13 protein-coding genes are annotated in these 23,454 nt (G+C 68.8%); 7 read left to right on the plus strand and 6 right to left on the minus strand.

The features are described 5' to 3' along the window. Positions 1-1,386 (minus strand): family 43 glycosylhydrolase, encoded by a 1,386-nt coding sequence (locus tag GGR48_RS10885; protein WP_183951939.1) that lies wholly within the window; start codon positions 1,384-1,386, stop codon positions 1-3. 324 nt (positions 1,387-1,710) lie between these two features. Between GGR48_RS10885 and GGR48_RS10890 the strand changes: the two genes are divergently transcribed. Further along, positions 1,711-3,339, plus strand: a complete 1,629-nt coding sequence (locus tag GGR48_RS10890; protein ID WP_183951940.1) for an FAD-binding oxidoreductase — start codon at positions 1,711-1,713, stop codon at positions 3,337-3,339. On the opposite strand, the gene GGR48_RS10895 is transcribed toward GGR48_RS10890, so the two are convergent. The 4 genes from GGR48_RS10895 to GGR48_RS10910 all read right to left on the minus strand — a co-directional run bounded on the left by GGR48_RS10895 (position 3,267) and on the right by GGR48_RS10910 (position 5,772). Next, positions 3,267-3,590, minus strand: coding sequence for a hypothetical protein (locus GGR48_RS10895; RefSeq protein ID WP_240456061.1), 324 nt, complete (start codon positions 3,588-3,590; stop codon positions 3,267-3,269). The genes GGR48_RS10890 and GGR48_RS10895 overlap by 73 nt on opposite strands. Further along, the gene (locus GGR48_RS10900) at positions 3,574-4,653 is read right to left on the minus strand and encodes a hypothetical protein (protein ID WP_183951941.1); all 1,080 of its coding nucleotides are present in this window, start codon (positions 4,651-4,653) and stop codon (positions 3,574-3,576) included. The genes GGR48_RS10895 and GGR48_RS10900 overlap by 17 nt, the downstream gene beginning before the upstream one ends. Beyond that, complete coding sequence (locus GGR48_RS10905) at positions 4,650-5,057, minus strand: DUF4383 domain-containing protein (protein ID WP_183951942.1); 408 nt, start codon at positions 5,055-5,057, stop codon at positions 4,650-4,652. The genes GGR48_RS10900 and GGR48_RS10905 overlap by 4 nt, the downstream gene beginning before the upstream one ends. Positions 5,058-5,130: 73 nt before the next feature. Continuing rightward, a complete protein-coding gene (locus tag GGR48_RS10910; protein WP_183952016.1) occupies positions 5,131-5,772 on the minus strand; it encodes an OB-fold protein in 642 nt (213 codons plus the stop codon). 213 nt (positions 5,773-5,985) lie between these two features. On the opposite strand from GGR48_RS10910, the gene GGR48_RS10915 reads away from it, so the two are divergent. The 6 genes from GGR48_RS10915 to GGR48_RS10940 all read left to right on the plus strand — a co-directional run bounded on the left by GGR48_RS10915 (position 5,986) and on the right by GGR48_RS10940 (position 11,701). After that, entirely contained in the window at positions 5,986-6,351 is a 366-nt protein-coding gene (locus tag GGR48_RS10915) for a hypothetical protein (protein WP_183951943.1), read from the plus strand. Between the two features lie 52 nt (positions 6,352-6,403). Continuing rightward, positions 6,404-6,859, plus strand: a complete 456-nt coding sequence (locus tag GGR48_RS10920) for a DUF5991 domain-containing protein (RefSeq protein ID WP_183951944.1) — start codon at positions 6,404-6,406, stop codon at positions 6,857-6,859. A 73-nt stretch (positions 6,860-6,932) separates the two neighbouring features. Continuing rightward, the gene (locus tag GGR48_RS10925) at positions 6,933-7,541 is read left to right on the plus strand and encodes a TetR/AcrR family transcriptional regulator (RefSeq protein WP_183951945.1); all 609 of its coding nucleotides are present in this window, start codon (positions 6,933-6,935) and stop codon (positions 7,539-7,541) included. Between the two features lie 12 nt (positions 7,542-7,553). Further along, positions 7,554-8,462: a hypothetical protein gene (locus tag GGR48_RS10930; RefSeq protein WP_183951946.1), complete on the plus strand. Its 909-nt coding sequence runs from the start codon at positions 7,554-7,556 to the stop codon at positions 8,460-8,462. Positions 8,463-8,614: 152 nt separating this feature from the next. Continuing rightward, positions 8,615-11,101 (plus strand): TonB-dependent receptor domain-containing protein, encoded by a 2,487-nt coding sequence (locus GGR48_RS10935; protein ID WP_183951947.1) that lies wholly within the window; start codon positions 8,615-8,617, stop codon positions 11,099-11,101. Positions 11,102-11,338: 237 nt separating this feature from the next. Further along, entirely contained in the window at positions 11,339-11,701 is a 363-nt protein-coding gene (locus GGR48_RS10940) for a hypothetical protein (protein ID WP_183951948.1), read from the plus strand. A 185-nt stretch (positions 11,702-11,886) separates the two neighbouring features. On the opposite strand, the gene GGR48_RS10945 is transcribed toward GGR48_RS10940, so the two are convergent. After that, on the minus strand, positions 11,887-23,196 hold the full coding sequence (locus GGR48_RS10945) for a putative Ig domain-containing protein (protein WP_183951949.1): 11,310 nt from the start codon (positions 23,194-23,196) through the stop codon (positions 11,887-11,889). Positions 23,197-23,454 lie beyond the last annotated feature (258 nt).

Here is a 23,454-nt window from a genome sequence, read left to right on the forward strand (position 1 = left end):
TCATGACACGAACGACCAGCGTTCGTTGATCGCCCCGCTGCACGGCCAGGTGATCAGGTTGCCGCCGCGATCGCGCGAGTCCCCCGACACGTTCAGGCAGCGCCCGCTGGCACGATTGACGATCGCGGTGCCCGACACCGACCATTCGGCGCGCGTGCCGATATTGCAGGTCGTCTGCACGACGTCGCTGCCATTGGTCGCCTCCGCCAGGCACAGCCTGCTCTGCTGGAAGACATATTGGGTGTAGTTGCCCGACGGACGCCGCTCCACCTTGGCATTGGACGCACCGTCGCAATCCCACTGGATGATCCCGGCCTCGTAATCGCGCGACTGGTTGGCGACATTGGCGCACAGCCCGCTCGAGGCGACCTTCATCATCGCCAGCGTCGTGCCGCTATAGCCGTTGCTGATCGCGCCGGTGCTGGCGTTGATCGTGATCTGCGACGAGGTGGGCATGCCGACCGAGGTCGCGCTGGGGAAGGTCAGCGGCAGCCAGACATAGGTGGAGTCGTTGGGCTGCTGCCCGGTCGCCGGCCCCCAGCGATCGCCGAGATACAGGTAGGAGGTGCCGCCGCTGCCCTGCACCGGCTGCACATAGGTGGACTGCGAATTATAGGTGCGCGGATCGCCGAAACCCTGCGGCGCCGTCCACGGCCCGGCCATGCTGGAGGCGGTCTGATAGGCGGCCTGGTTGGGGTTCCACCCGGTCGCGGCCGAGGTGATCAGGAAATAGACGCCGTTGCGCTTGAAGACGGCGGGCGCCTCGCGGTGATAGCCCTGCAGCACGGTGACCAGCGAGTCGATGCCGGTATAGCTGCTATTGAGCTTGTAGATGTTCAGGTCGTAATTGCTGGCGGCGGCCGAGATCAGATAGGCATTGCCATCGGTATCGGCGAACAGCGTCATGTCGCGCGATTCGTAATTCAACGGCCGGAACTCGCTGAGATAGGTGTAGTTGCCGTCGACCGTGTCCGATGTCGCGACGACGACCCGCGCCTCGCCATAATCCTGGCCGTTTTCCTTGTGCGCCCACAGCACATATTTCCTGGTCACGGCGTTATATATGACCTTGGGCCGTTCGATGTTCGAGGTGTTCAGGCTGGTTGCCGAATTGCGCGTCAGGATGTCGCGGCGGAACTCCCAGTTCTTCAGGTCGGTCGAGCGGTACATCGACACTGCCTTGAACAACCAGCCGTCGCGGTTCTCGCCGAGCATATAATAATAATTGCCGACCTTGATGATGCCCGCGCCGTGCGCCTGGACCGCATCGCCGGTCGTGGTGGTGAACAGCGATCCGTTATTGACGGCGACATTCTGGCCGATCGCGGCCGAACCCATCAACGCGCAAGCCGCCAGGCCCGCGCGGACGACATGAAATCTGCCCATCGCTCAACTCCTCTCCGAGTGTGGCGGTGCGACCTTGTCAGCCTGTCGTCATCCGCTACGCCCATCCTGAGCGCGCTTATTAAGACTGACAATAAGAATCTGATGCCCTTCTGAGCGGACCGTTTTCATTCCGCAAAATTCGCTTACAAGTCAGCAACATCCCGCATTGCCGCATGATCAAAGAATTTTAGGCGGGGGATCAATAGGTTCGACAATTAGCGCTAACGCGAAACGACTCACCCGCGCCGGTCCTGCCCTCGCTCCCGGACACGTGATCTGTTAGCGTCGCGGATCGGAATAGGCGGCAAGCGGACGGGATCATCCATGTCACGAGGTCGGTATCTGTTGGTCGGGGTCTCCGCCATCGCGCTCGCGGGTGGTGCGGGGGCGCTCTATGTCGCCCCGCTGATGGCCGATCCCGCCGGGATCAAGGATTGCGGCAACGTCCTGCCCCCGCTCCCCGCCCCCTCGGGCCATGCGCCCACCTCGGTCGCCGAACCGCAATGGGCGCAGCGGGGCGGCACCGTCAACGACGCCAGCTGCCTCAGCCGTACCGCCGTCAAGGGCGTCGTCCGCCCGACCAGCGAGGCTGAGGTGGCGCAGGCGCTGGCCTATGCGCGCGCCACCGGATTGCCGGTGTCGGCCGCCGGCGTGAAACATTCGATGGGCGGGCAGGCGTTTCGCGCCGGCGGGGTCGTGCTCGACATGCGGGGCATGGACGCCATCACGCTCGACCGCGACGCGCGCACCGTCACGGTCGGCGCAGGCACGACCTGGCACGCCATCCAGCAGGCGATCCACCCCGATTTCGCGGTCAAGGCGATGCAGTCGACCGACATCTTCTCGGTCGGCGGGTCGATCTCGGTCAACGCGCATGGCATGGATCATCAGGCGGGCGCGGTGATGGGCTCGCTGCGCAACATCCGGCTGATGCTCGCCGACGGGCGGGTGGTGACCGTCTCGCGCACCGAGAATCCCGATCTCTTCCGCCATGTCGTCGGCGGCTATGGCCTGTTCGGGGTGATATTGTCCGCGACGCTCGATGTCGTGCCCAACGCCATCTACCGCTCGGAACGCGCGCTGATCGACTATCGCGCCTTTCCCGCCACCTTCGAGCGGATCGCGGCCGACCCGTCGGTGGGGCTCGCCTATGTCCATCTCTCGACCGCGCCGGGATCGCTGCTGACCGAGGCACTGGTCTATCAATATCGCCAATTCCCCGAGGATCAGGCGCTGACGCGCGCGCCGCTGGGCGAGGTGCCCTCGACCAAGGTCCGCCGGCTGACCGTCAATCTCGCCAAGAAGAACGATCTGTTCAAGACGATGAAATGGTGGAGCGAGAAGCATCTCGAACACCGGCTGGAGGCGTGCACCATCACCCGCGCCACCGCGCAAGGATCGGGCGAGGCCTGTCTGGTCGCGCGCAACGACCCAATGCACGATTCAGTCGCCTATCTGTTCAACAAGCTGCCCGGCGAGACCGACATCCTCCACGAATATTTCGTGCCGCGCGACCGGATCGTCCCCTTCATCGACGGCATGCGGGACATATTGCGCGACCAAAAGGCCAATCTGGTCAACGCCTCGATTCGCGCGGTTGGGCATGAGGACAATGCGCTGTCCTATGCGCCCGCGCCCGCCTTCTCGGTGGTGCTCTATCTCAACCAGCCGACCGACGACGCCGGCACCGCCGCGATGCGCCGGCTGACGAGCGCGCTGATCGACCTGACGCTGGCGGAGGGCGGGCGCTTCTTCCTGCCCTATCAGCTGCATTATTCGCCTGAGCAGCTGGTACGCTCCTACCCTGAGATCGGTGCCTTCTTCGCGGCCAAGCGGCAATGGGACCCGGACGGGCTGTTCAGCAACAGCTGGTATGCGCGCTACGCACCCCTGGCCGGCAAACAGCCCGCCGCTACCCGCCCCTCGATCACCAGCGGCGCACCGGCGGCATAGAGCGCGGCGACGAAGCCCGCCCGGTCGCCGCGCGCCAGCGTCGCCCCGCGCCGCACCTCGACCACCCGCCCCCCGGCCGCCGCGATGGCGCGAACCGCACGCCCCTCGTCGCCGACCACCGCCACCAGCCGCCCCGCCGGCCCGACAAAGGGCAGGCCGAGCATGATCAGCGCCCAGCCCGCCAGCACGAGCGCCAGCAGCGCGGAAAAGCGGAGGCCGGTATTCAGCCCCGCCCTAATAGTCATAGACATGCTCGACCACGCCACCGCACGCGCGCGCGTCGCGGATCAGGGCGGGGAGCGCAGGCACCTGCACCGAAGTGCCGATGCGCCGCCACCCCGCCCGCTCGATCGGCATATCGAGCAACGTCGTCCCCGCCATCCGCGTGCCGGCGGGGACCAGCAGCGTGACGAAGATGTCGTCATTGCCGGCGATCTCGACCAGCGGCACGTCCGCCGTCGCCAGCCGGCCGAGCAGGTCGGTGAACTGGGCATAGCGCGGTGCCTCGACCACGGTCAGGCCGTTGTCGCTCCGCACGGGGCGCAGCCGGGGGTCGATCCGCGTCACCTCGGCCGGGGTCGCGCGCACGACGAAGCGTAAAGAACGCTCATCGGGCGGACCGCTCCGCGCGCTGGCGGCGCCTAGCGCCCTGGCATAGCCGGCCTTGACCAGATATTCCGCCGACAGTGCGCCGCGCCGCTCGATCGACCGCGCGCCCCAGCCCGGCGTCCGCCACAGCCCGCGCAGCGCGTCGCCGAACGCGAACTTATACCAGGGCACCTCGTGGATGAACGCGCCGTAGCGCGTCTGCACGCCCGCGGCATAGCGGTCCTGCGGGCTGGTCCAGCCGCCGATCGCTTCGGACAGTCGCCCGGCAGTGTTCTCGTACAGCGCCTTGACCGCCATCTCGACGGTGAAGCTGATGCCGATCGTATAGATCATCAGCTTGGCCTCGCCCGCGCCGGGCTGTCCGCGCGCGACGCGGTTGATCGCGCAGAAGCCGCGCCAGAAACCGGCGATGTCGCCGCCATAGCCATAACCGCTGGGCGGCCGACCCGCCGACAGCCAGCGCCCCAAACTGTCAGCCGAATAGACGATATGCCATTCGGGATAGGTCAGCCAGGTCCGCACCTCCGCGCGCGGGGCGGCGGGGCCGGAGGCGGCCCCCGGCCCCGCGACCGACCGATAGGGGCCGTGCGGCGCGAACCCCGCCAGCGGCGCACGGCATCCCAGCTCGATCCCCGCTACTGGCACGATCACCAGCGCGGCGAGCGCGCCGCCCAGCGCCAGCGCGACCCGCCAGCGCCGCCTCATGCCGGCCGACGCGCCCAGCGATAGCCGATCCAGATCGCCACCCCGCCGATCACCAGATGCGGCAGGTTGGCGAAGACATGCGCATAGAGCGACTGGCGGATCGGCCCGTAGAGAAAGATGCCCCCGTCCAGATAGCCGCTCCCCAGGAACAGCCCCATCACCCCGTCGGCGAAGTAGAGCGGCCCGAACAGCCGGAAATAGGTGCGCGCCGCGCCGTATGACCACCAGGCGGCGATCCCGGCCCACAGCCCGGAGAAGAAATGCAGGCTGTCGTCATACAGGTCGAGCTTGAACAGCCCGAACAAATTGCCGTCCGCGTCGTGGAAACCCGGCACATAGCCGATCGCGACGACCAGCATGAAGCCGAGGAAATAGATCCAGCCAGCCTTGCGCACCCGGTCCATCGCATTCTCCCTGCGGTCACCATGTCACCGACGGATCATGGTGACAATGCGCACGCCCCGTCGCGACCGGGCCTCAGTCGAGCCGGCAGTCCGACAGGATGGTGGTGCCGCCCAGCGCGCGGACCCCGCCGCACGCGACGGTGATGACCTGCCCCTTGGCCAGCGGCGCCAGCCGTTCGCGATAGCCGGCGGGGAAGTTGACGATGACATAGTTGAAGCGCGTCCGCCCCTCCATCGACAGCGACGGGGTCGGCCCCGGCTGGACCATGGTCGCGATCGTGCCCGACACGCGTACCGGCCCGGCATAGCGCGCGGCCGCGCCCTGCGGATCGCTGACGAAGGACGAGTCGAGACTGGCGGCCGAGACGGTCCGAGTCGGGGCGGCGTCGCTACCGGGTTCGGTCGCAGCAATGGTTGCCTGCGCCTCGGGCGTGTCGGTGCGCGTCGTCGGCGCCGGGGTGCGGGCGGGGGCGAGCAGCAGATAGGCGATCGACAGCACCGCGATCACCAGCAGCACGGGGAGCAGCCAGCCGCGTCCACCTCTCGCGCCGGGCTGCGACGCGAAGGACTGGGTCTCGACGGGGTTGGGTCTTGGCGGTGGCGCGACCGGATCGGCGGTCACGCCGGCCGTCGTACCCGACACCGCCGCGCCGCACTGACCGCAAAAACGGGCATCCCGCGCCAGTTCGGCGCCGCATTGGCTACAAAAGGCCATCGCCGTCTCTCCCTTGTCTGCCGGAGATGACGCCTGAGGCGGAGGGATCGTTCCCCTATCGTATCGATTGCCGTGCCGCGAACGCCACTTGAGAATAAATGATCGCTGTTCATTTGTCATTAATTGAACGATGCTTATTTATCGATCCGTGGCCGATGGACGGCCGCGACCCGGACCGTTTCGGGGACGGGAACCAAGCATGGGAGAACGACCATGAAGCGCATGACCCTGATCGCCACCGCGATCGTCGCAGCGGCCTGCGTCGCCGGCCAGCCCGCGGCCGCCTATCAGATCCGCACCACCGGCCGCACCATGGCCAGCCCGCAACTGGCCGCCGATGTCCTCAACGACATCGCGCGCTATTCCAAGACGACGGGCGGCTGTTCCTTCATCTATTCGGCCGACATGCGGATCGTGCCCGACAGCCAGCGCGCCGATGGCGGCCATACAGAGATCTGGACGCTCAATGCCTGCGCGGCCAAGCAACGCTTCCGGATCGCGATGCGCCCGTCGCCGCGCGGGGGCAGCGACTATACGATCCAACCGCTGACCGGCCGCATGCCGCTCTGGGTACGGTGAAGCCAATCCGCCTGCGAAACATTCTACTCGTTGGACATATGGGAGACTTGTCATGTTGAAGTCGATCATCACCACCGCCGCGCTGGCCGCGACGCTCGCCCCCCTCGCCGCCACCCCCGCCCGGGCGCAGGGACTCGCCAGCTGGCACGGCACCTATGTCTGGGAAGAATCGCTCGGCCGGATCGGCGGCAATGGCAGCGACGGGTTCGCCGCCTTCGTCACCCGCACGCTGACGCTGGGGCCGGCCGCCGGCGCGACGGGCTGCCGGCTGAACAGCGAAGGCTTCCAGACCTATCAGCAGATCAAGTGCACCGCCACGCCCGAGCCGGGATCGGTGATCATCAAGCTCTACAAATTCCGTCCCTCCGATCCCGGCCGTGGCCCCTCGGGCACCCGGCTGTTCCGGATGACGCGGACCGGATCGGGGATCGTGACCACGCTGGAGGCGATGACGCCCGCCAGCGATGCGACACCGACGCGCGGCCGCCTGTTCCACCGAGTGCGCTGACCGCTTACACACCCTCGACGGCCGTTCGCTCCGGGCGGCCGTCGCCCCCTTTTCCAGAAAGCCTCGCCATTCCATGGGTAGACGATCCGACCATAGCCGCGACGAACTGACCGAATTGATGATCGCAGCGGGCACCGGCCTGATGGCCGAAACCGGCTTTGCGGGCTTTTCCGCGCGGGAGGTCGCCAAGCGGGTCGGCTATACCATCGGCACCGTCCACAATGTCTTCGGCAATGTCGACGGACTGGTCACCGCGATCAACACGCGCAGCTTCGCCGACTGGGCCGAGACGCTGGCGGACAGCCTGCGTGCGGCCGAGACCGGCGGGGATGGCGACCGGATCGCCGCGCTGGTGCACGGCTATTTCGCCTTCGCCCGCGCGCATCCCCGCCGCTGGGCCGCGATCTATGACCATCGCCCCGCCTGCGAGACGCTGAGCCCCGCGCAGGAGGAGATGCGCGGCCGGCTGATGCGGATCGTCGCGGCGGAAGTGGCGCGCGCGCTCGACCGGCCGATCGACGCCGCGCTCGGCACGCTCGCCCGCTCGCTGGTCGCGACCGTCCATGGCCACTGCGTCTTCGCGGTCACCGGCTCCTGGGCGGCGATGGGCGAGCACGATCCCGAAGCCGCCGCGCTGGCGCGCGTCCGCGAAAGCCTGGCCGCCGCGAGGGCCGCTCACTGACAGGATAGCATCATGCCGTTTCGCCTGGACTATCGCAGCGCCCATCGCCGCATCGGCATCGACCGGATCGCCGGCCTGCCACCGCAGTTCGAGGGCACGCGGGACGGCTGGCTGTTCCGCCGCCACGGCCATGGCCCCGCCTTGCCGTTGAGCGAGGCCGAACATGCCGGCTTCATGCGCGAGGGCGTGCGTGCCGTGCTGCTGCACGCGGTGGCGCTGCCCGTCTTCGGCTGGCTCGCCTGGCTGCTGCTCGCGCGGCTGCTGCCCGGCTGGGGCACGAACCCGCGCGCCGCGCTGTTCGGGGTCGTACTGGCGCTGATCGGGCTGGCGCTGCACCTGTCGCTGCGTCACCGCGCCGATGCGCCCGCCCGCGCGCTGGCCGGACGCCGGCCGGTCGCGCCCGCGCGCGATCCCGACGACGCGACCCAGCCTTCCTATGGCACCATCCTCGTCCTGATGCTCTGGATACTGTTCATGGCGGCGGTCGGCACGCGCCAGCCGCCCGGCTTCTACATCGCCTTCGCCACCGCCGGACTGATGCTCGTCCTGTTCCTCGCCATCCGCCGCTGGCGGTTCCAGCATCGGCTGACCCCGGCGCAGCGCCAGCGGCTGCGCACCGCGCACAAGACCGAGCGCCGCGAGCGCCGCGCCGCGCGCCGCTGGTGGCAGACGCCGCTCTATCTCCTCTTCCTGCTGGTCGGGATGATCCTGCTCGGCGTCATCGTCATCGTTGCGCTGGCGATCACCGCGCGGATCACCGGCACGACGATCGCGGACATGGGCTTCGGCCCGTTCATGACCGGCATCATCGCGGGCATCGTGCTGGGCTGCTTCGCCATCGCCCCGTTCGACCGGCTGTGCCGGCGCTGGACCGGCCACTCGACCCTTGGCGCCTTCGACTGGTGGCCGCTCCATTGGTAGCGGCCGACAGATAGTGGCGAACGGGCAACACCCTGCCAGAGATGCACAAGATCGATAACAAACGATTGCAGATTGCCATTGCAATGGTTTGCACACGGCCATATGCAACCTGCCGGCCATCCAAAGAGAGGCCGTCCAGGAGAGGTTTCGTGATGTCGCTGCGCTTTCATCTGCTCGCTTCCGTCCCCGCGCTGCTGATCGCCAGCGCTGCCCAGGCGCAGGTCGCCCCGCCCCAGACCACCGAGTCGCCCCCGGCCGCCGACGCGTCCGAGGCCGCCGCTTCGGGGGATATCGTCGTCACCGGCGTGGCGCAGGGGCGCAACCGCCTCGACACCTCGGTCTCGGTCAGCTCGCTCGACGCCGACCTCACCACCAAGATCCCGCCGCGCAACACCGCCGAGATCCTGCGCAACCTGCCCGGCGTGCGCGTCGAGGCCTCGGGCGGCGAGGGCAACGCCAATATCTCGGTGCGCGGCCTGCCCGTCGCGTCGGGCGGCTCGAAGTTCCTGCAGCTGCAGGAGGACGGCCTGCCCGTCCTGGAATTCGGCGACATCATCTTCGGCAATGCCGACATCTTCATCCGCAACGACCTGTCGCTCGAGCGCATCGAGTCGGTGCGTGGCGGCTCGGCCTCGACCTTCGCCAGCAACTCGCCGGGCGGCATCATCAACTTCATCTCGAAGACCGGCGAGCAGGAAGGCGGCTCGTTCCAGCTGTCGTCGGGCATCGACTACCGCGAATATCGCGCCGACTTCGCCTATGGCGGCCGCATCGACGCCAACACCCGCTATGAGCTGAGCGGCTTCTACCGGCTGGGCGACGGCCCGCGCGACGTCGGCTACGACGCGATGCGCGGCGGCCAGATCAAGGCGAACATCACCCGCGAGTTCGAGGGCGGCTATATCCGCGTCTATGGCAAGTATCTGGACGATCGCAGCATCGCCTATCTGCCCAACCCGGTGCGCGTGACCGGCAGCAACGGCGACCCCAGCTATATCAACATCCCCGGCTTCTCGATCAACGAGGACACGCTGCACAGCCGCTATATCCGCTCGGTCCAGACGCTCGACGGCAACAACAATGTCGTGCGCCGCAACATCGGCGACGGCATGCACCCGGACGTGAAGTCGGTCGGCTTCGAGGGGCAGTATGAGATCGCCGATGGCTGGAACGTCACCGAGCGGTTCCGCTATTCGGACATTTCGGGCGATTTCGTCTCGCCCTTCCCCGCCTCGGTCGGCGATGCGCAGACCACCGCCAACGGCTTTGCCGGCGCGGGCGCGCAGCTCTTCTACGCCAGCGGCCCGCTCTCGGGACAGCGTATCGCCAATCCGGGCGCGCTCGGCGGCAACGGCCTGCTCGCCAGCGTCGTGCTGTTCGATGTCGACCTCAAGAGCCTGAACAACATCACCAATGATCTGCGCATCAACGGCAAGGTCGATCTGGGCGGTGGCCAGCTGTCGATCGCGGCGGGCATGTATAATTCGCGCCAGGACGTGAAGACCGACTGGCTGTGGACCTCGTTCTTCCAGACCGTGCAGGGCGATGGCCGCTCGGTGCTGGTCGACATCCGCAACGCGGCCGGCGTGTCGCAGACGGCGGGCGGCACGCTCTATTCGGCGGCCTTTTTCGGCAATTGCTGCCGCCGCAGCTATGACATGCGCTACACGACCAACGCGCCCTTCGCGCAGCTGGGCTTCGAGATCGGCCGCCTGAACATCGACGGCAGCCTGCGCTACGACTTCGGCTCGGCCAAGGGCAGCATCGCGGGCGACCTGCCCGGCGCGGTGACGACCCGGGCGCAGGACATCAACGGCAACGGCGTCATCTCGGCGGCCGAGCGCAACGTGGCGTTCCTGCCCAACAACCGCACCGGCATCGACTATGATTACAGCTATCTGTCCTATTCGGCGGGTGTCAATTATCGCCTGAGCCCGACGCTGGCGGCGTTCGCGCGCTACAGCCGGGGCGGCCGCGTCAATGCCGATCGCCTGCTGTTCGGCCCGACCATCAACCTGCAGACCGGCGGGCTGGTCAATGGCGCCAAGCCCTATGACTTCGTGCGCCAGGCCGAGGGCGGCCTGAAATATTCGGCCGGCCCGGTCGGCCTGTTCGCCACCGTGTTCAACGCGCGGACCGAGGAAACCAACTATCTGCTCTCGCAGCAGCAGTTCACCAGCCGCCGTTACGAGGCGACCGGTGTCGAGCTGGAAGGCCGGTTCCGTGCGGGTCCCTTCTCGCTGAGCGCGGCGGGCACCTATACCGATGCCAAGATCACCAGCGACGCGACCGATGCGACGCTGAACGGCAACCGCCCGCAGCGTCAGGCCGCCTTCGTCTATCAGGCGACGCCGCAGTTCGACTTCGGCCCGGTCAGCTTCGGCGCCAACGTGATCGGCACGACGTCCAGCTATACCCAGCCGGTCAACCAGCTGAAGATGCCCGCCTATACCCAGGTCAACGGCTTCCTGCTGGTGCGCGCCGCCAGCAATGTCAGCTTCAACCTGAACGCCAACAACATCTTCAACGTCAAGGGCATCACCGAAGCCGAAGACGCCGCGATCCCGGCCAACCAGCTGGTCCGCGCGCGTTCGATCAACGGCCGCACCATCGCCGCCTCGGTCCGCTTCGACTTCTAAGGCCGGGTGGCATTCAATCTATCCTCCCCTGCAAGGGGAGGTGGCAGGCCGCAGGCCTGACGGAGGGGTGTCCCGCTATCGAGAGCGTGACACCCCTCCACCATCCTTCGGATGATCCCCCTCCCCTTGCAGGGGAGGAATGAGGGTAGCTTCGTCTCCATCCCGATGAGACCTACGAGGCCCGTCCACCAGCGGAGACGGTTGATCCCGCTCCCCCGCCGTGCCACGCGGGCATCCATGCAACCCCATATCCGCGCGATCATCGCCGCCTCGGCCCATGCCCTCCTCACCGGGCGCAAGGTGGCCGGCCTTTACGACCATCACGCCGAGCGGCATCTGCGCATCGCAGCCGAAGCGCGCGGCGCGCATCTCCAGGGCTATGACGGCGAGCGCGCGTCGAAATTCGGCGGTACCCTGCCCGAACTGCGCGACCTGGGGGCGGATGCGGCGATCAACATGACGATCGAGGACGGCGAAGCCCGCGGCTATGACCGCAGCAGCGGCACCCACTTCACCGCCCGCACCACCGAGCAGCAGGTCCAGCTGTTCGATCACGCGGCGGAGAGCTGGTTCACCTATATCGTGCAGGTCGCGCCCTGATCCTGCCCCGTCCGGGGGCATTTGCGAACGCGCAACCCTGCCCCCAACCCATTCCTCCCCTGTAAGGGGAGGTGGCGCGCGAAGCGCGTCGGAGGGGTGTCCCGCTATCGAGAGGGCGACACCCCTCCGTCAGGCCTGACGGCCTGCCACCTCCCCTTCCAGGGGAGGATTGATACTTCCCCCGATCAGAACTGCTTGCGGATGGTAATCCGCTCGGTCGCATAGCGGCTGCCCTGGCCCAGCGCGCCGCCCAGGTCGAAGCCGATGCGCCAGCCATTGTCGAAGACATAGTCGGTGCCCAGCTCGATCGAATAATTGTCGCGCGTCCAGCCATCGCCGCGAATGGCATAGTTGAACCCGCCCAGATCGGCATAGTCGAGCGCCTGGATACCGCCATTCTTGAACTCGTGCCGCCACTCGGCGCGCACGCGGGGCACGAACCGCCCGGTGACGAACGATCCGCGCAGGCCCAGCACACTCGACAGCGAGGTCAGTCGGCGGCCGTCGAACACCAGATTGGCATTGCCCGCCCCGGTCTCCGCATAGCGGTCCAGATCGGCCGACAGATAGTCGATCCGGCCATAGGCGGACAGCGCATGCGTGCCGCTGGTCCGGTCGAACCCGCCGGTCAGCGAGCCGAACAGCATCGACCCGCCACGATGGCCGCGCGCGACCGCGTCGCTGCCCGTCACATTGCGGATCGTATCGAAGGACAGGCGTCCGGCACCCGCGACACCGTCGACGAACAGCCCGTCCGCCGGCGCGACGCTGCCATAGACCGCGCCCATCCAGCTATTGCTGTCGACCCGGCCCTTATCCTGGCCGACCTTGGCCCGCTCGCCGCCATAGCCTCCGCCGATGCCGACGGTCAGCGTTTCGGACAGCTTCACGTCGACGCCGCTGCTGAGCCCCCCGGTCGAGACGGTCAGCTTGCCGCGCCCGCGCGCCGCATCCTCGCTGCCCAGCGCGATCGCACCGCCCGACCAGATCGCCGTCGACCCGACCGACCGGCCGGTGCCCTCGATCGCCTCGGCCTCGCCGGCCTCGCCCGTGCCGCCACGCGCGGCCGGATCGCCCGGCATCGCCTGGCCCATCGCCCGGTCGCTGCGCGCGCCCGCCAGCCCCGCCACGGGCATGGCCCGGCCGTCGCGGTCATAGGTCATCATGCCCGCCGCCCGCTCGCGGCCCATGACTTCGGTCGCATGGTCCGACTTCAGCATCGCCAGATCGGTCGCCGCCATTCCGGCATTGGGATCACGCGCACCATAGCTGTTGCCACCCGCGATGCTGATCCCCATCGGCCGGCCGACGCTGCCCGCACCGCCATTGTGCAACTGCTCGTTGCGGCGCTGGAAATTGTCGAGCTGCGCCTGGGCGAAGCGGCGCGTCGCCTCGGCCTGCGCGGCCGAGATGCCGGTGACGGTCGCGTCCTGCGACGGGTCGGCACGCTGCACCACGCTGACGCTGACTGCGGCCGGCGCCGAGGTGCCATAGGCGTTGGTCAGCGTGTAGCGGACGGTCGCCGTGCCGCTGAACCGGCCGCGCGGGGTGATGCGCAGCTGGTAGCGCCGATCGCCGGTGCCGCCGCTCTCGACCAGCGTCGCCTCGACCCCATCGGCCGGCGTGACCGACACGATGCTCGCCCCCAGGAACGGCCCGCCGATCGCGCCACCGGTCAGGTCGATGATCTGGGTCTGGCCGTTGGTGACGCTGGCCTTGACCGCCGGCGCGACGGGCGCGCTGCCCTTGACCGTCACCGCGACCCGCGCCTCGTTGGAGGTGCCGCCCGCGCCGATCGCGACATAGCCGAAGCTGTCCTCGCCGATATAGCCCGGCTCGGGCGTATAGGTGACGGTGATCCGCTGGTTCGTCTCGGTCACGTCCTGCTGGCGCGCGTCGAGCGATACCGTGCCGTGCTGCGGCTGGGTGGTGATGCGGATCTGGCGATAGTCGCCGGTGACCAGCGCCGACAGATCGATCGCGACCGCGCCGTTCTGCGCCGTGGTGGCGGCGCCGGTCGCGGCCGAACCCGGCCGGGCGACCGGCGGGGCGGGCAGCGCGATCTCCAGCGTATAGGCATTGGTCGCCGTGAAGGGACCGTTGCCCGACGAACTGTCGGTCGCGGTGACGGTGACCGTATAGCGCCCGCTCTCCTGCGGCGTGCCCGCCAGCAACCCGCCCGTCGACAGCGTCACCCCGGCCGGCAGCCGCCCGGCGGTGACCGCGTAAGCATAGGGCGCGGTGCCGCCGCTGGTGCTCAGCTGTTGGCTATAGGCGACATCCTCCTGGCCCGCCGGCAGCGTCGCCGGGGTGAGCGCCAGGCTCGGCTGCGCGACGGTGATGCTGACCGTCGCGGGGGCCGAGGCGCCGCCCGCATTGGACGCGGTATAGGTGAAGCTGTCGGCCCCGGCATAGCCGGCCGCCGGCGTATAGCTGATCGCGGTGCCGTTGACCGTCGCGGTGCCGTGCGCGGGCGCGGTGGCGATGGCGACACCGGTCGCCGCACCGCCGCTCACCTTCAGCGGAACCGACGTGGCCGCCGCGTTGTAACCGACCGCCAGGCTGACATTGGCCGCGACCGGCACGTCGGGTGCGGCGATGACCAGGCTATAGGCCTTGGCCCCGCTATAGGGCCCCGCCCCCGTCGAGCTGTCGGTCGCGGTCACGGTGAAGGCGAAGCGCCCGAACGCGCCCGGCGTGCCGCTCAGCGTGCCATCGGCCGCCAGCGTCACCCCCGCCGGCAACGCGCCGTCGGTGACCGCATAGCGATAGGGCGCGGTGCCGCCCGATGCGGTGAGCGTCTGGCTATAGGCCGCCTCATAGCGTCCATCGGGCAGGCTCGCCGGCCCGACCGCCACGCTCGCGCCCGCCACGACCAGGGTATAGCCGCGCGCGGCGGTATAAGGCCCGCCATTGCCGGTCGCGGTCGCATCGGTCGCGGTCACGGTGAAGCCATAGCTGCCACCGGCGGTCGGCGTACCGCTAAGCGTGCCGTTGGTGCCAAGCGTGACGCCCGCCGGCAGCGCACCTGCGGTGACGGCATAGCTATAGGGCGCCGTCCCACCAGTCGCGGTGAGCGCCTGGCTATAGGCCGCACCCACCGTCGCATTGGCCAATGTCGCCGGATCGAGCGCCAACGCCGGTGCCGCGATGCTGAGCGTATAGCTGCGCGTCGCGCTGTACGGACCCGAGCCGGTCGAACTGTCCGTCGTGGTGATGCTGAAGGTGAAGCTCCCCGACTGCGTCGGCGTCCCCGCCAGCGTGCCATTGCTCGCCAAGGTCACCCCCGCCGGCAGCGCGCCAGCGGTGACCGCATAGCTGTAGGGCGCGGTGCCACCGGTGGCAGACAGCGTCTCGCTAAAGGCCGTGCCCGACACACCCGCCGGCAGGCTCGCCTGACCAAAGGCCACCGTCGCGGTCGCGACACTCAGCGTATAGCTGCGGCTCGCCGTATAAGGCCCACCATTGCCATTCGTCGTCGCGTCGGTCGCCGTGACGGTGAAGCTGTAGCTCCCACCGGCGGTCGGCGTGCCGCTCAACGTACCGTTGGTGCCAAGCGTGACGCCCGCCGGCAGCACACCCGCCGTCACGGCATAGCTGTAGGGCGCGGTCCCGCCGCTCGCGGTGAGCGCCTGGCTATAGGCCGCCCCCACCGTCGCATTGGCCAGTGACGCCGGTGCCAGCGCCAGCGCAGGCGCCGCGATGCTGAGCGTGTAGCTGCGGGTCGCACTATATGGCCCTGAGCCGGTTGAACTGTCGGTTGCGGTGATGCTGAAGGTAAAGCTACCCGACTGCGTCGGCGTCCCCGAAAGCGACCCGCTGCTCGACAGCGTCACACCCGCCGGCAAGGCGCCGGCGGTCAGGGTATAGCTGTACGGCGCGGTGCCACCAGTCGCCGACAGCGTTTCGCCATAGGCAACGCCCGACGTTCCCGCCGGCAGGCTCGCCGGCGACAGCGCCACCGTCGCGGTCGCAACCGTCAGGGTATAGCTGCGTGCGGCGGTGTAAGGCCCGCCATTGGCAGTCGTGGTCGCGTCCGTCGCCGTAACGGTGAAGCTGTAGCTGCCACCAGCGGTCGGCGTGCCGCTCAGAGTACCGTTGGTACCAAGCGTCACCCCTGCCGGTAGCGCACCGGCCGTGACGGCATAGCTGTACGGTGCGGTCCCGCCACTCGCGGTCAGCGCCTGACTATACGCCGCACCCACGGTCGCATTGGTGAGCGTCGTTGGGGCCAGCGTCAGCGCCGGAGCTGCGATCACCAGCGTATAGCTGTGAGTCGCACTATAGGGCCCCGAGCCCGTCGAACTGTCGGTCGTGGTGATGCTGAAGGTGAAGCTGCCAGACTGCGTCGGCGTCCCCGCCAGCGTGCCATTGCTCGCCAAGGTCACACCCGCCGGCAGCGCGCCAGCGGTGACCACATAGCTGTAAGGAGCGGTGCCACCGGTGGCAGACAGCATCTCGCTAAAGGCCTTGTCCGACACGCCCGCCGGCAGGCTCGCCTGACCAAAGGCCACCGTCGCGGTCGCGACACTCAGCGTATAGCTGCGGCTCGCCGTATAAGGCCCACCATTGCCAGTCGCTGTCGCGTCGGTCGCCGTGACGGTGAAGCTGTAGCTGCCGCCGGCGGTGGGCGTGCCGCTCAACGTACCGTTGATGCCAAGCGTGACGCCCGCCGGCAGCGCACCGGCCGTGACGGCATAGCTGTAGGGCGCGGTCCCGCCGCTCGCGGTGAGCGCCTGGCTATAGGCCGCCCCCACCGTCGCATTGGCCAATGTCGATGGCGATAGCGTCAGCGCTGGAGCCGCGATCACCAGCGTATAGCTGCGCGTCGCGTTATACGGACCCGAACCGGTCGAACTGTCGGTCGCTGTGATACTGAAGGTAAAGTTCCCCGACTGCGTCGGCGTCCCCGCTAGCGTACCATTGCTGGCCAAGGTCACCCCAGATGGCAGCCCGCCAGCCGTTACAGCATAGCCGTACGGCGCGGTCCCACCGGTCGCCGTCAGTACCTCGCTGTATGCCACGCCCGACGTCCCCGCCGGGAGCGTGGCGGGTGACAGCACCACTGCCGCACGTGCAACCGTCAGCGTATAGCTGCGCGAGGCGGTGTAGGGCCCGCCATTGGCGCTCGTAGTCGCATCCGTTGCGGTCACGGTGAAGCTGTAGCTGCCACCAGAAGTCGGCGTACCACTCAACGTGCCGTTGGTTCCAAGCGTGACGCCCGCCGGCAACGCGCCTGCGGTCACGGCATAGCTGTACGGCGCGGTCCCGCCGCTTGCGGTCAGCGTTTCGCTATAGGCCGAGCCCACCGTTGCATTCGCCAGCGTCGACGGCGCGAGCGTCAGCGCCGGAGCCGTAATCGCCAACGTGTAGCTGCGCGTCGCACTGTACGGACCCGAGCCCGTCGAACTGTCGGTCGCGGTGACGCTGAAGGTGAAGCTGCCAGACTGGGTCGGCGTGCCGGCCAGGGTCCCGCTGCTCGACAAAGTCACGCCCGCCGGCAACGCCCCTGCCGTCACGGCGTAAGCATAAGGCGCCGTACCACCGGTCGCCGACAGTGTTTCACTATACGCCACGCCGGACGTTCCCGCCGACAGGTTCGTTGGCGACAGCGCCACCGTCGCGGTCGCGACGGTCAGCGTGTAGCTGCGTGCAGCGGTATAAGGCCCGCCATTGGCGGTCGTGGTCGCATCCTTCGCGGTCACGGTGAAGCTGTAGCTGCCACCGGCCGTCGGCGTCCCACTCAACGTGCCGTTGGTGCCAAGCGTCACGCCTGCCGGCAATGCGCCTGCCGTTACGGCATAGCTGTACGGAGCTGTGCCACCGCTTGCGGTCAGCGCCTGGCTATACGCCGCACCCACCGTCGCATTGGCCAGCGTCGCCGGAGCCAGCGTCAGCGCCGGTGCACCGATCACCAGCGTGTAGCTGCGCGTCGCGCTATATGGACCCGAACCGGTCGAACTGTCCGTTGCGGTGACGCTGAAGGTGAAACTCCCCGACTGGGTTGGCGTCCCCGCCAAGGTCCCGCTACTCGACAGGGTCACACCCGCCGGCAAGGCGCCTGCGGTCACGGTGTAGGCATAAGGCGCGGTGCCACCGGTCGCCGACAGCGTCTCGCCATAGGCCACGCCCGACGTACCCGCCGGAAGGTTCGCTGGCGACAACGCAACCGTCGCGGTTGCAACCGTCAGCGTATAGCTACGCGCGGCCGTATAAGGCCCGCCATTGCCGCTCGTGGTCGCATCGGTTGCGGTAACCGTGAAGCTGTAGCTGCCACCAGCCGTCGGCGTACCGCTCAGCGTACCATTGGTGCCAAGCGTCACGCCCGCCGGCAAAGCACCAGCCGTGACAGCATAACTATACGGTGCCGTTCCGCCACTCGCGGTCAGCGCCTGGCTATACGCCGCACCCACCGTCGCATTGGCCAATGTCGCCGGATCGAGCGCCAACGCCGGTGCCGCGATGCTGAGCGTATAGCTGCGCGTCGCGCTGTACGGACCCGAGCCGGTCGAACTGTCCGTCGTGGTGACGCTGAAGGTAAAGCTCCCCGACTGCGTCGGCGTCCCCGCCAGCGTGCCGTTGCTCGCCAAGGTGACGCCCACCGGCAGCGCGCCAGTGGTGACCGCATAGCTGTAAGGCGCGATCCCTCCCGAGGCCGAGAGCGTCTGGCCATAGGCCACGCCCGACGTCCCCGTCGCCAGGCTCGCGGGCGACAGTGCCAGCGTGGGGGCGGTGACGCTCAGCGTATAGGCGCGCGCGCCCGTAAAGCCCGCCGCGTTCGTCGCGGTGAGCGTGAAGGCGAAACTGCCGCCCGCCCCCGGCGTCCCCGTCAGGCGGCCGTCGCTGGCCAGCGTGACGCCGGGGGGCAGCGCGCCCGCGGTCACCGCATAGCTGTAGCTGGTCCCCGCACCGCTGGCGGTGACGGTCTGGTCATAGGCCTGGCCGACGGTCGCGGACGGCAGGGTCGCCGGGGTGACGACGATGGCCGGCGCGGCGACGGTGATGGCGTAGAGCCCCTCGACGCCGAACGGCGTCGTCGCGCTGTCGGTCGCGCGGACGCGGAAGGTGAACGTCCCCGCCGCGCTCGGCGTGCCCGAAATCACCCCGCCGCTCGCCAGCGTCAGCCCGGGCGGCAGCGCCCCGCCGACGACGCTGTAGCCGTACGGCGCGATGCCGCCGCTGGTGGTGATCGTCTGGCTGTACGCCGTCCCGCCGGTCGCGGCGGGCAGCGCGGTCGCGGTGGCCGTGTTCGCGGCGGGCGACAGCGTCAGCACCGGCGGCTGGACACTGGTCGTATAGCTGGCCTGGCCGACAAAGGGCGCGCCGCTGCCGCTCGCGCTGTCGGTCGCCGTGATCGTATAGGTGAAGCTTCCGGCCGCGCTCGGCGTGCCCGAGAGCGTGCCGTCGCTTGCCAGCGTCAGCCCGGTGGGCAGCGCGCCCGCCGTCACCGCGAAGGCGTAAGGCGCGGTGCCGCCGCTGGCGGTGAGCCGCTGGCTATAGGCGATGCCGACCTGCGGCGTCGGCAAGGTAGCGGGGCTGAGCGCGATCGTCGGCGCGCCGATGGCGATGCTCTGCTGCACCGGGGTGGCGGGGTCGAAGCTGGTGTCGCCCGCCTGGCTGGCGGTGACGACGCAGGTGCCGACCTGGTCGAAGCGCACGCTGTTGCCCGTGATCGAGCAGATGGCGCGCGAGCCGGCATCGATGGCGATGACCGGGGTCAGCCCCGAGCTGGCGGTCGCGGCGACCAGATAGGTGCCACCGACGATCGCGCCGGCCGGCGGGGTCGAGGTGAAGCGCACGGTCTGCGCCCCCCGCCCGATCGTGATGGTGAAGGTCTGCGACTGGGCCACCGGCGGATTGCCGCCGGTCGAGTCCTCGGCGGTAACGGTGAAGGCAAACGCCCCCGCGCTCGTCGGCGTGCCCGACAGCGTACCGCCCGTCGCCAGCGTCAGCCCGGCGGGCAGCGCACCCGCCGTCACCGCATAGCGATAGGGCGCGGTGCCGCCCGTCGTGCTGAGCGTGGCGGTATAGGCCGTGCCCACCGTCCCGCTGGCGGGCGGCGCGGCGATGGTCAGCGTCGGGTCACCGATCGTCACGGTTACCGTCGCGGGCGCGGAGGTGCTGACCCCATTGCTGGCGGTGTAGGTGAAGCTGTCGGTGCCGCGCGCACCGGCGGCCGGCGTATAGGTCAGGTTCGGCGCGGTGCCGCTGAGCGTACCCCGGGCCGGCGCGGCGGTGATCGCATAGCTCAGCGCGCGCGCGGGCGTGTTGGAATCGGTGCCCGCTAGGGTGATGCCGCGCGCGGTCTGGAACGCGGTCGACACGGTCTGCGCACTCGCGGTCGGTGCGCCGACATAGGTGAAGCTGCCGGTCGTGGTGCCGACGCCGGCGGCATTGGTGACCTGCACCGTCGCGGGGCCGGCAGTGCCCGCCGGGGTGACGGCGGTCAGGCTGGTCGCGCTGGCGATCGTCACGCCGGTCGCGGGCGTACCACCGACCGTCACGGTGCTGCCGCTGGTGAAGTTGGTGCCGGTGACGGTGATCGTCGTGCCGCCCGCCGTACCGCCCTCGGCCGGGGTCACGCCGCTGACCGTGGGAAGCGCGACGATGGTGAAGCTGTTGGTCGCGTTCGGCGAGACATTGCCCGCCGCGTCGGTCGCGGTGACCGACACCGTGTTGGACCCCAGCGGCAGATCGGCCGTCGGTGCATAGCTATACGTGCCGCCCGCCGTCGCCGAGGTCGTTCCGGCCGCCGCCCCATTGATCCGGATCGCGACGCTGGCATTGCTCTCCGCCGTGCCGGTGATCGCCGGCCGCCGATTGGCCAGCGTCGCGCCATTGGCGGGCGCGGTGATGATCGGCGTGGCGGGCGCGACCGTGTCGATGATGAAGACATTGCTGCTCGAGGCCGGCGACGCCACCCCCGATGCCGAGGCGACCGCATAGACGCTGTGCGATCCCTGGCCCAGCGCGCTCACCACGGGGTAGCTGAAATTGCCGCCCGAAACGGTCGCGTTACCGTTAAGCGTGCCGTCGATGAAGATCTGGACGGTCGTGCCGCCCGCGGTGACGCCGGTCACGACCGGTGTCGCCGTATTGAGCGTCGATCCGTTGGCCGGGCTGGTCAGCACCGGCGCGGCCGGCGCAGGCGGCCCCGCCACGGTGATCGTCACCGTCGCGGCGCTGGAGGTCGCGAGACCGTTGGAGACGGTGAAGGTGAAGCTGTCCGCCCCGATATAATTGGCGGACGGCGTATAAGTGAGGTTGGGCAAAGCACCGCTCAGCGTGCCATGCGTCGGCGGGCTGCCGATAATAGCATAGGTCAGCGTCCGGGCCGGCGTGTTCGGGTCGCTGCCCGTCAGCGTCACGGCGGTCGCGGTGTTGAAGGTGGCGGTCACGCTCTGCGCGTTGGCGGTCGGCGCCTGGATGACGGTGAGGGTCGCGGCGCTGCTGGTCGCGCTGCCCTGGCTGTTGGTGAAGACCGCACGGTACTGGCGGCCATTGTCGCCCGCTGTCGTCGCGGGGGTGGTATAGGTGGCGGCGGTCGCGCCGGCGATGTTGGTGAAGCTGGCACCGCTGTCGCTCGACACCTGCCACTGGACGCTGGGCGACGGACTGCCCGAGGCGCCGGCGGTGAAGCTGGCCGTCGCACCGACCGCGACCGTCTGGCCAGCCGGCTGCGTGGTCACGGCGGGCGGGTTGAGCACGACATAGCTATAGCCGTTCGCCAGCGTGGCGGTGCCGCCCGGCGTGGTGACGGCGATCGACGTCGCACCCGCGCCGCCCGCCGGGGTTACCGCCGTAATCTGCGTATCGCCGGTGACCACGAAGCTGGTCGCCGCGTTGCCGCCGAAGGTCACCGCGCTCGCCCCCGTCAGCGCGGTGCCGGTGATCGTCACGCTGGTGCCACCGGCGGTCGTCCCCGTACCGGGCGTCGCACCGGTGATCGTGGGCGCCGCGATATAGCTATATTGCGAGCCCGGGCCGGCCGCGCTCGTCACGCTGCCGGTGGTGACCTGCACGTCATAGGTACCCGCCGCCCTGGCGGGCAGCGTCGCGCTGAGCTGGTTCGCATTGGTGTAGGTGACGCCCGTCGCGGCGGTGCCGCCGATCGCCACGGTCGCGGCCGGGGTGAAATTGGTGCCGGTGATCACCACATTGCGCGCCGTATTGGCCGGGCCGGAGGTGACGCTCAGCGCGGTCACGGTCGGCGCGGCGAACGTGTAGTTGACGCTGCCCGTGCTCGCCTGGCCGTTGGTGGCGTCGGTCACACCGACCGCCACGGTGCCGGCCCCCGCCGGCGTGGTCGCGGTCAGCGTCGTGGCGCTGGCATAGGTCGCCGGGACCGTCGTCGCGCCGAAGCTGGCGCTATAGCTGTTGCCGCTGACGAAGTCGGTGCCGGTGATCGTCACCGGCGTGCCGCCCCCGCTCGACCCGCCGGTCGGCGAGATTCCGCTGATCGTTGGTGCCGCGACATAGCGATACTGGTTGCCCGCCCCGGTCGCCGATGTGCCGCCCGGCGTGGTGACCGTCACATTGACGGTGCCCGACCCGGCGGGCGCGGTCGCGGTGATCTGCGTCGCGCTGTTGACGGTGTAGCTCGACGCGGGACTGCCGCCGAAACTGACCGCGGTCGCGTTCGTGAAGCCGGTGCCGGTCAGGGTCACGCTGTTGCCGCCCCCCGCTCCTCCCGAAGCGGGCGCGACCGCCGTCACGGCCGGTGCGGCGATATAGGTATAGCCGGTGAAGGTCGCCGAGGCGGTTCCGTTCTTCACGACGGCGATGCCGACCGTGCCCGCCGCATGCGCGGGCGCGGTGGCGACGATCTGCGTGTCCGATGCCGGCGTGACCGAGACGAGGGTGGTGTCGAACCGCACCTGATCGACGCCGGTGAAGTTGCTGCCGTTGATGGCGACCGAGGTTCCGCCGGCCGTCGGCCCGGAGGTCGGCGTGATGCCCGAGATCGCGGGGGGCGGCGTGCCGACGCAGGTGGCCGACATAGTGAACGAACCGGTATCGGCGGTAGAACCGCGCTGAATGCGCGCAAGGAGCGCATTGGTCCCCGCGTCAGTCGTCAGGGTTTCCGTTATGGTCCCTGCCGACGCGAGCAGAATACCGGGTGCGCTTACAGCCGATCCGGGCGTGGTGTTGGACACCGGAAAAAATGCCCGGAAACTGCCGCCCGATACACTGATCGTCTGCACGGTGAACGTGATCCGTTCGTTCGCGTCGAAATCATACAGCGTCGGACTGAAGCCGGCGTAGTCGGCCCGATAGGTGCCGATGGTCGTGGTATAGGATGCGGATCGGATACCCGAAGCGGTGGCAGAGGGGCCAGCCGTACGGCCCTTGGGGCTGGGTGCAGCCGTCGAACTGAAATTGGCGGAGTAGTTCAGTTCGCCGTTATTGATGGCCGTGCACGCCGCGCTCTCGGCAGCCGCCGCGCAGGGCATCGCCGCGATGGCAAGCGCCGACAGGGCGATCGTCGGTCGCACGATACGATGCGAGGCGCGCGACGCGACATCCGTCTTATCCGACGCAAATTGGTCCGACGATAAAGCGACTCCCGGCGCCGTATCGACAGTGACGCCGGTCTTCACGACACGGCCGAGCGCACGAATAAACGCGCCAAACATGGTCTATAGCCCCCCGGCTCGCCCCCGAAATCATCCCCGATCGGTGACGAACGCTTCACCGGACGACAGAATCAAAGATGAGTCAATGTTTTAAAGATCCGGTTTCATCGATGAGAC

The organism is Sphingomonas pseudosanguinis, from assembly GCF_014196255.1.
In the GTDB taxonomy this organism is placed as follows: Bacteria; Pseudomonadota; Alphaproteobacteria; order Sphingomonadales; family Sphingomonadaceae; genus Sphingomonas; species Sphingomonas pseudosanguinis.

Bases quoted from the DNA above. Each gene is read 5' to 3' on its own strand.
- GGR48_RS10910 (WP_183952016.1), bottom strand. From the start codon at position 5,772: ATGGCCTTTTGTAGCCAATGCGGCGCCGAACTGGCGCGGGATGCCCGT.
- GGR48_RS10935 (WP_183951947.1), top strand. From the start codon at position 8,615: ATGTCGCTGCGCTTTCATCTGCTCGCTTCCGTCCCCGCGCTGCTGATC.
- GGR48_RS10905 (WP_183951942.1), bottom strand. From the start codon at position 5,057: ATGGACCGGGTGCGCAAGGCTGGCTGGATCTATTTCCTCGGCTTCATG.
- GGR48_RS10915 (WP_183951943.1), top strand. From the start codon at position 5,986: ATGAAGCGCATGACCCTGATCGCCACCGCGATCGTCGCAGCGGCCTGC.
- GGR48_RS10895 (WP_240456061.1), bottom strand. From the start codon at position 3,590: ATGTCTATGACTATTAGGGCGGGGCTGAATACCGGCCTCCGCTTTTCC.
- GGR48_RS10885 (WP_183951939.1), bottom strand. From the start codon at position 1,386: ATGGGCAGATTTCATGTCGTCCGCGCGGGCCTGGCGGCTTGCGCGTTG.
- GGR48_RS10940 (WP_183951948.1), top strand. From the start codon at position 11,339: ATGCAACCCCATATCCGCGCGATCATCGCCGCCTCGGCCCATGCCCTC.
- GGR48_RS10900 (WP_183951941.1), bottom strand. From the start codon at position 4,653: ATGAGGCGGCGCTGGCGGGTCGCGCTGGCGCTGGGCGGCGCGCTCGCC.
- GGR48_RS10930 (WP_183951946.1), top strand. From the start codon at position 7,554: ATGCCGTTTCGCCTGGACTATCGCAGCGCCCATCGCCGCATCGGCATC.
- GGR48_RS10920 (WP_183951944.1), top strand. From the start codon at position 6,404: ATGTTGAAGTCGATCATCACCACCGCCGCGCTGGCCGCGACGCTCGCC.
- GGR48_RS10925 (WP_183951945.1), top strand. From the start codon at position 6,933: ATGGGTAGACGATCCGACCATAGCCGCGACGAACTGACCGAATTGATG.
- GGR48_RS10890 (WP_183951940.1), top strand. From the start codon at position 1,711: ATGTCACGAGGTCGGTATCTGTTGGTCGGGGTCTCCGCCATCGCGCTC.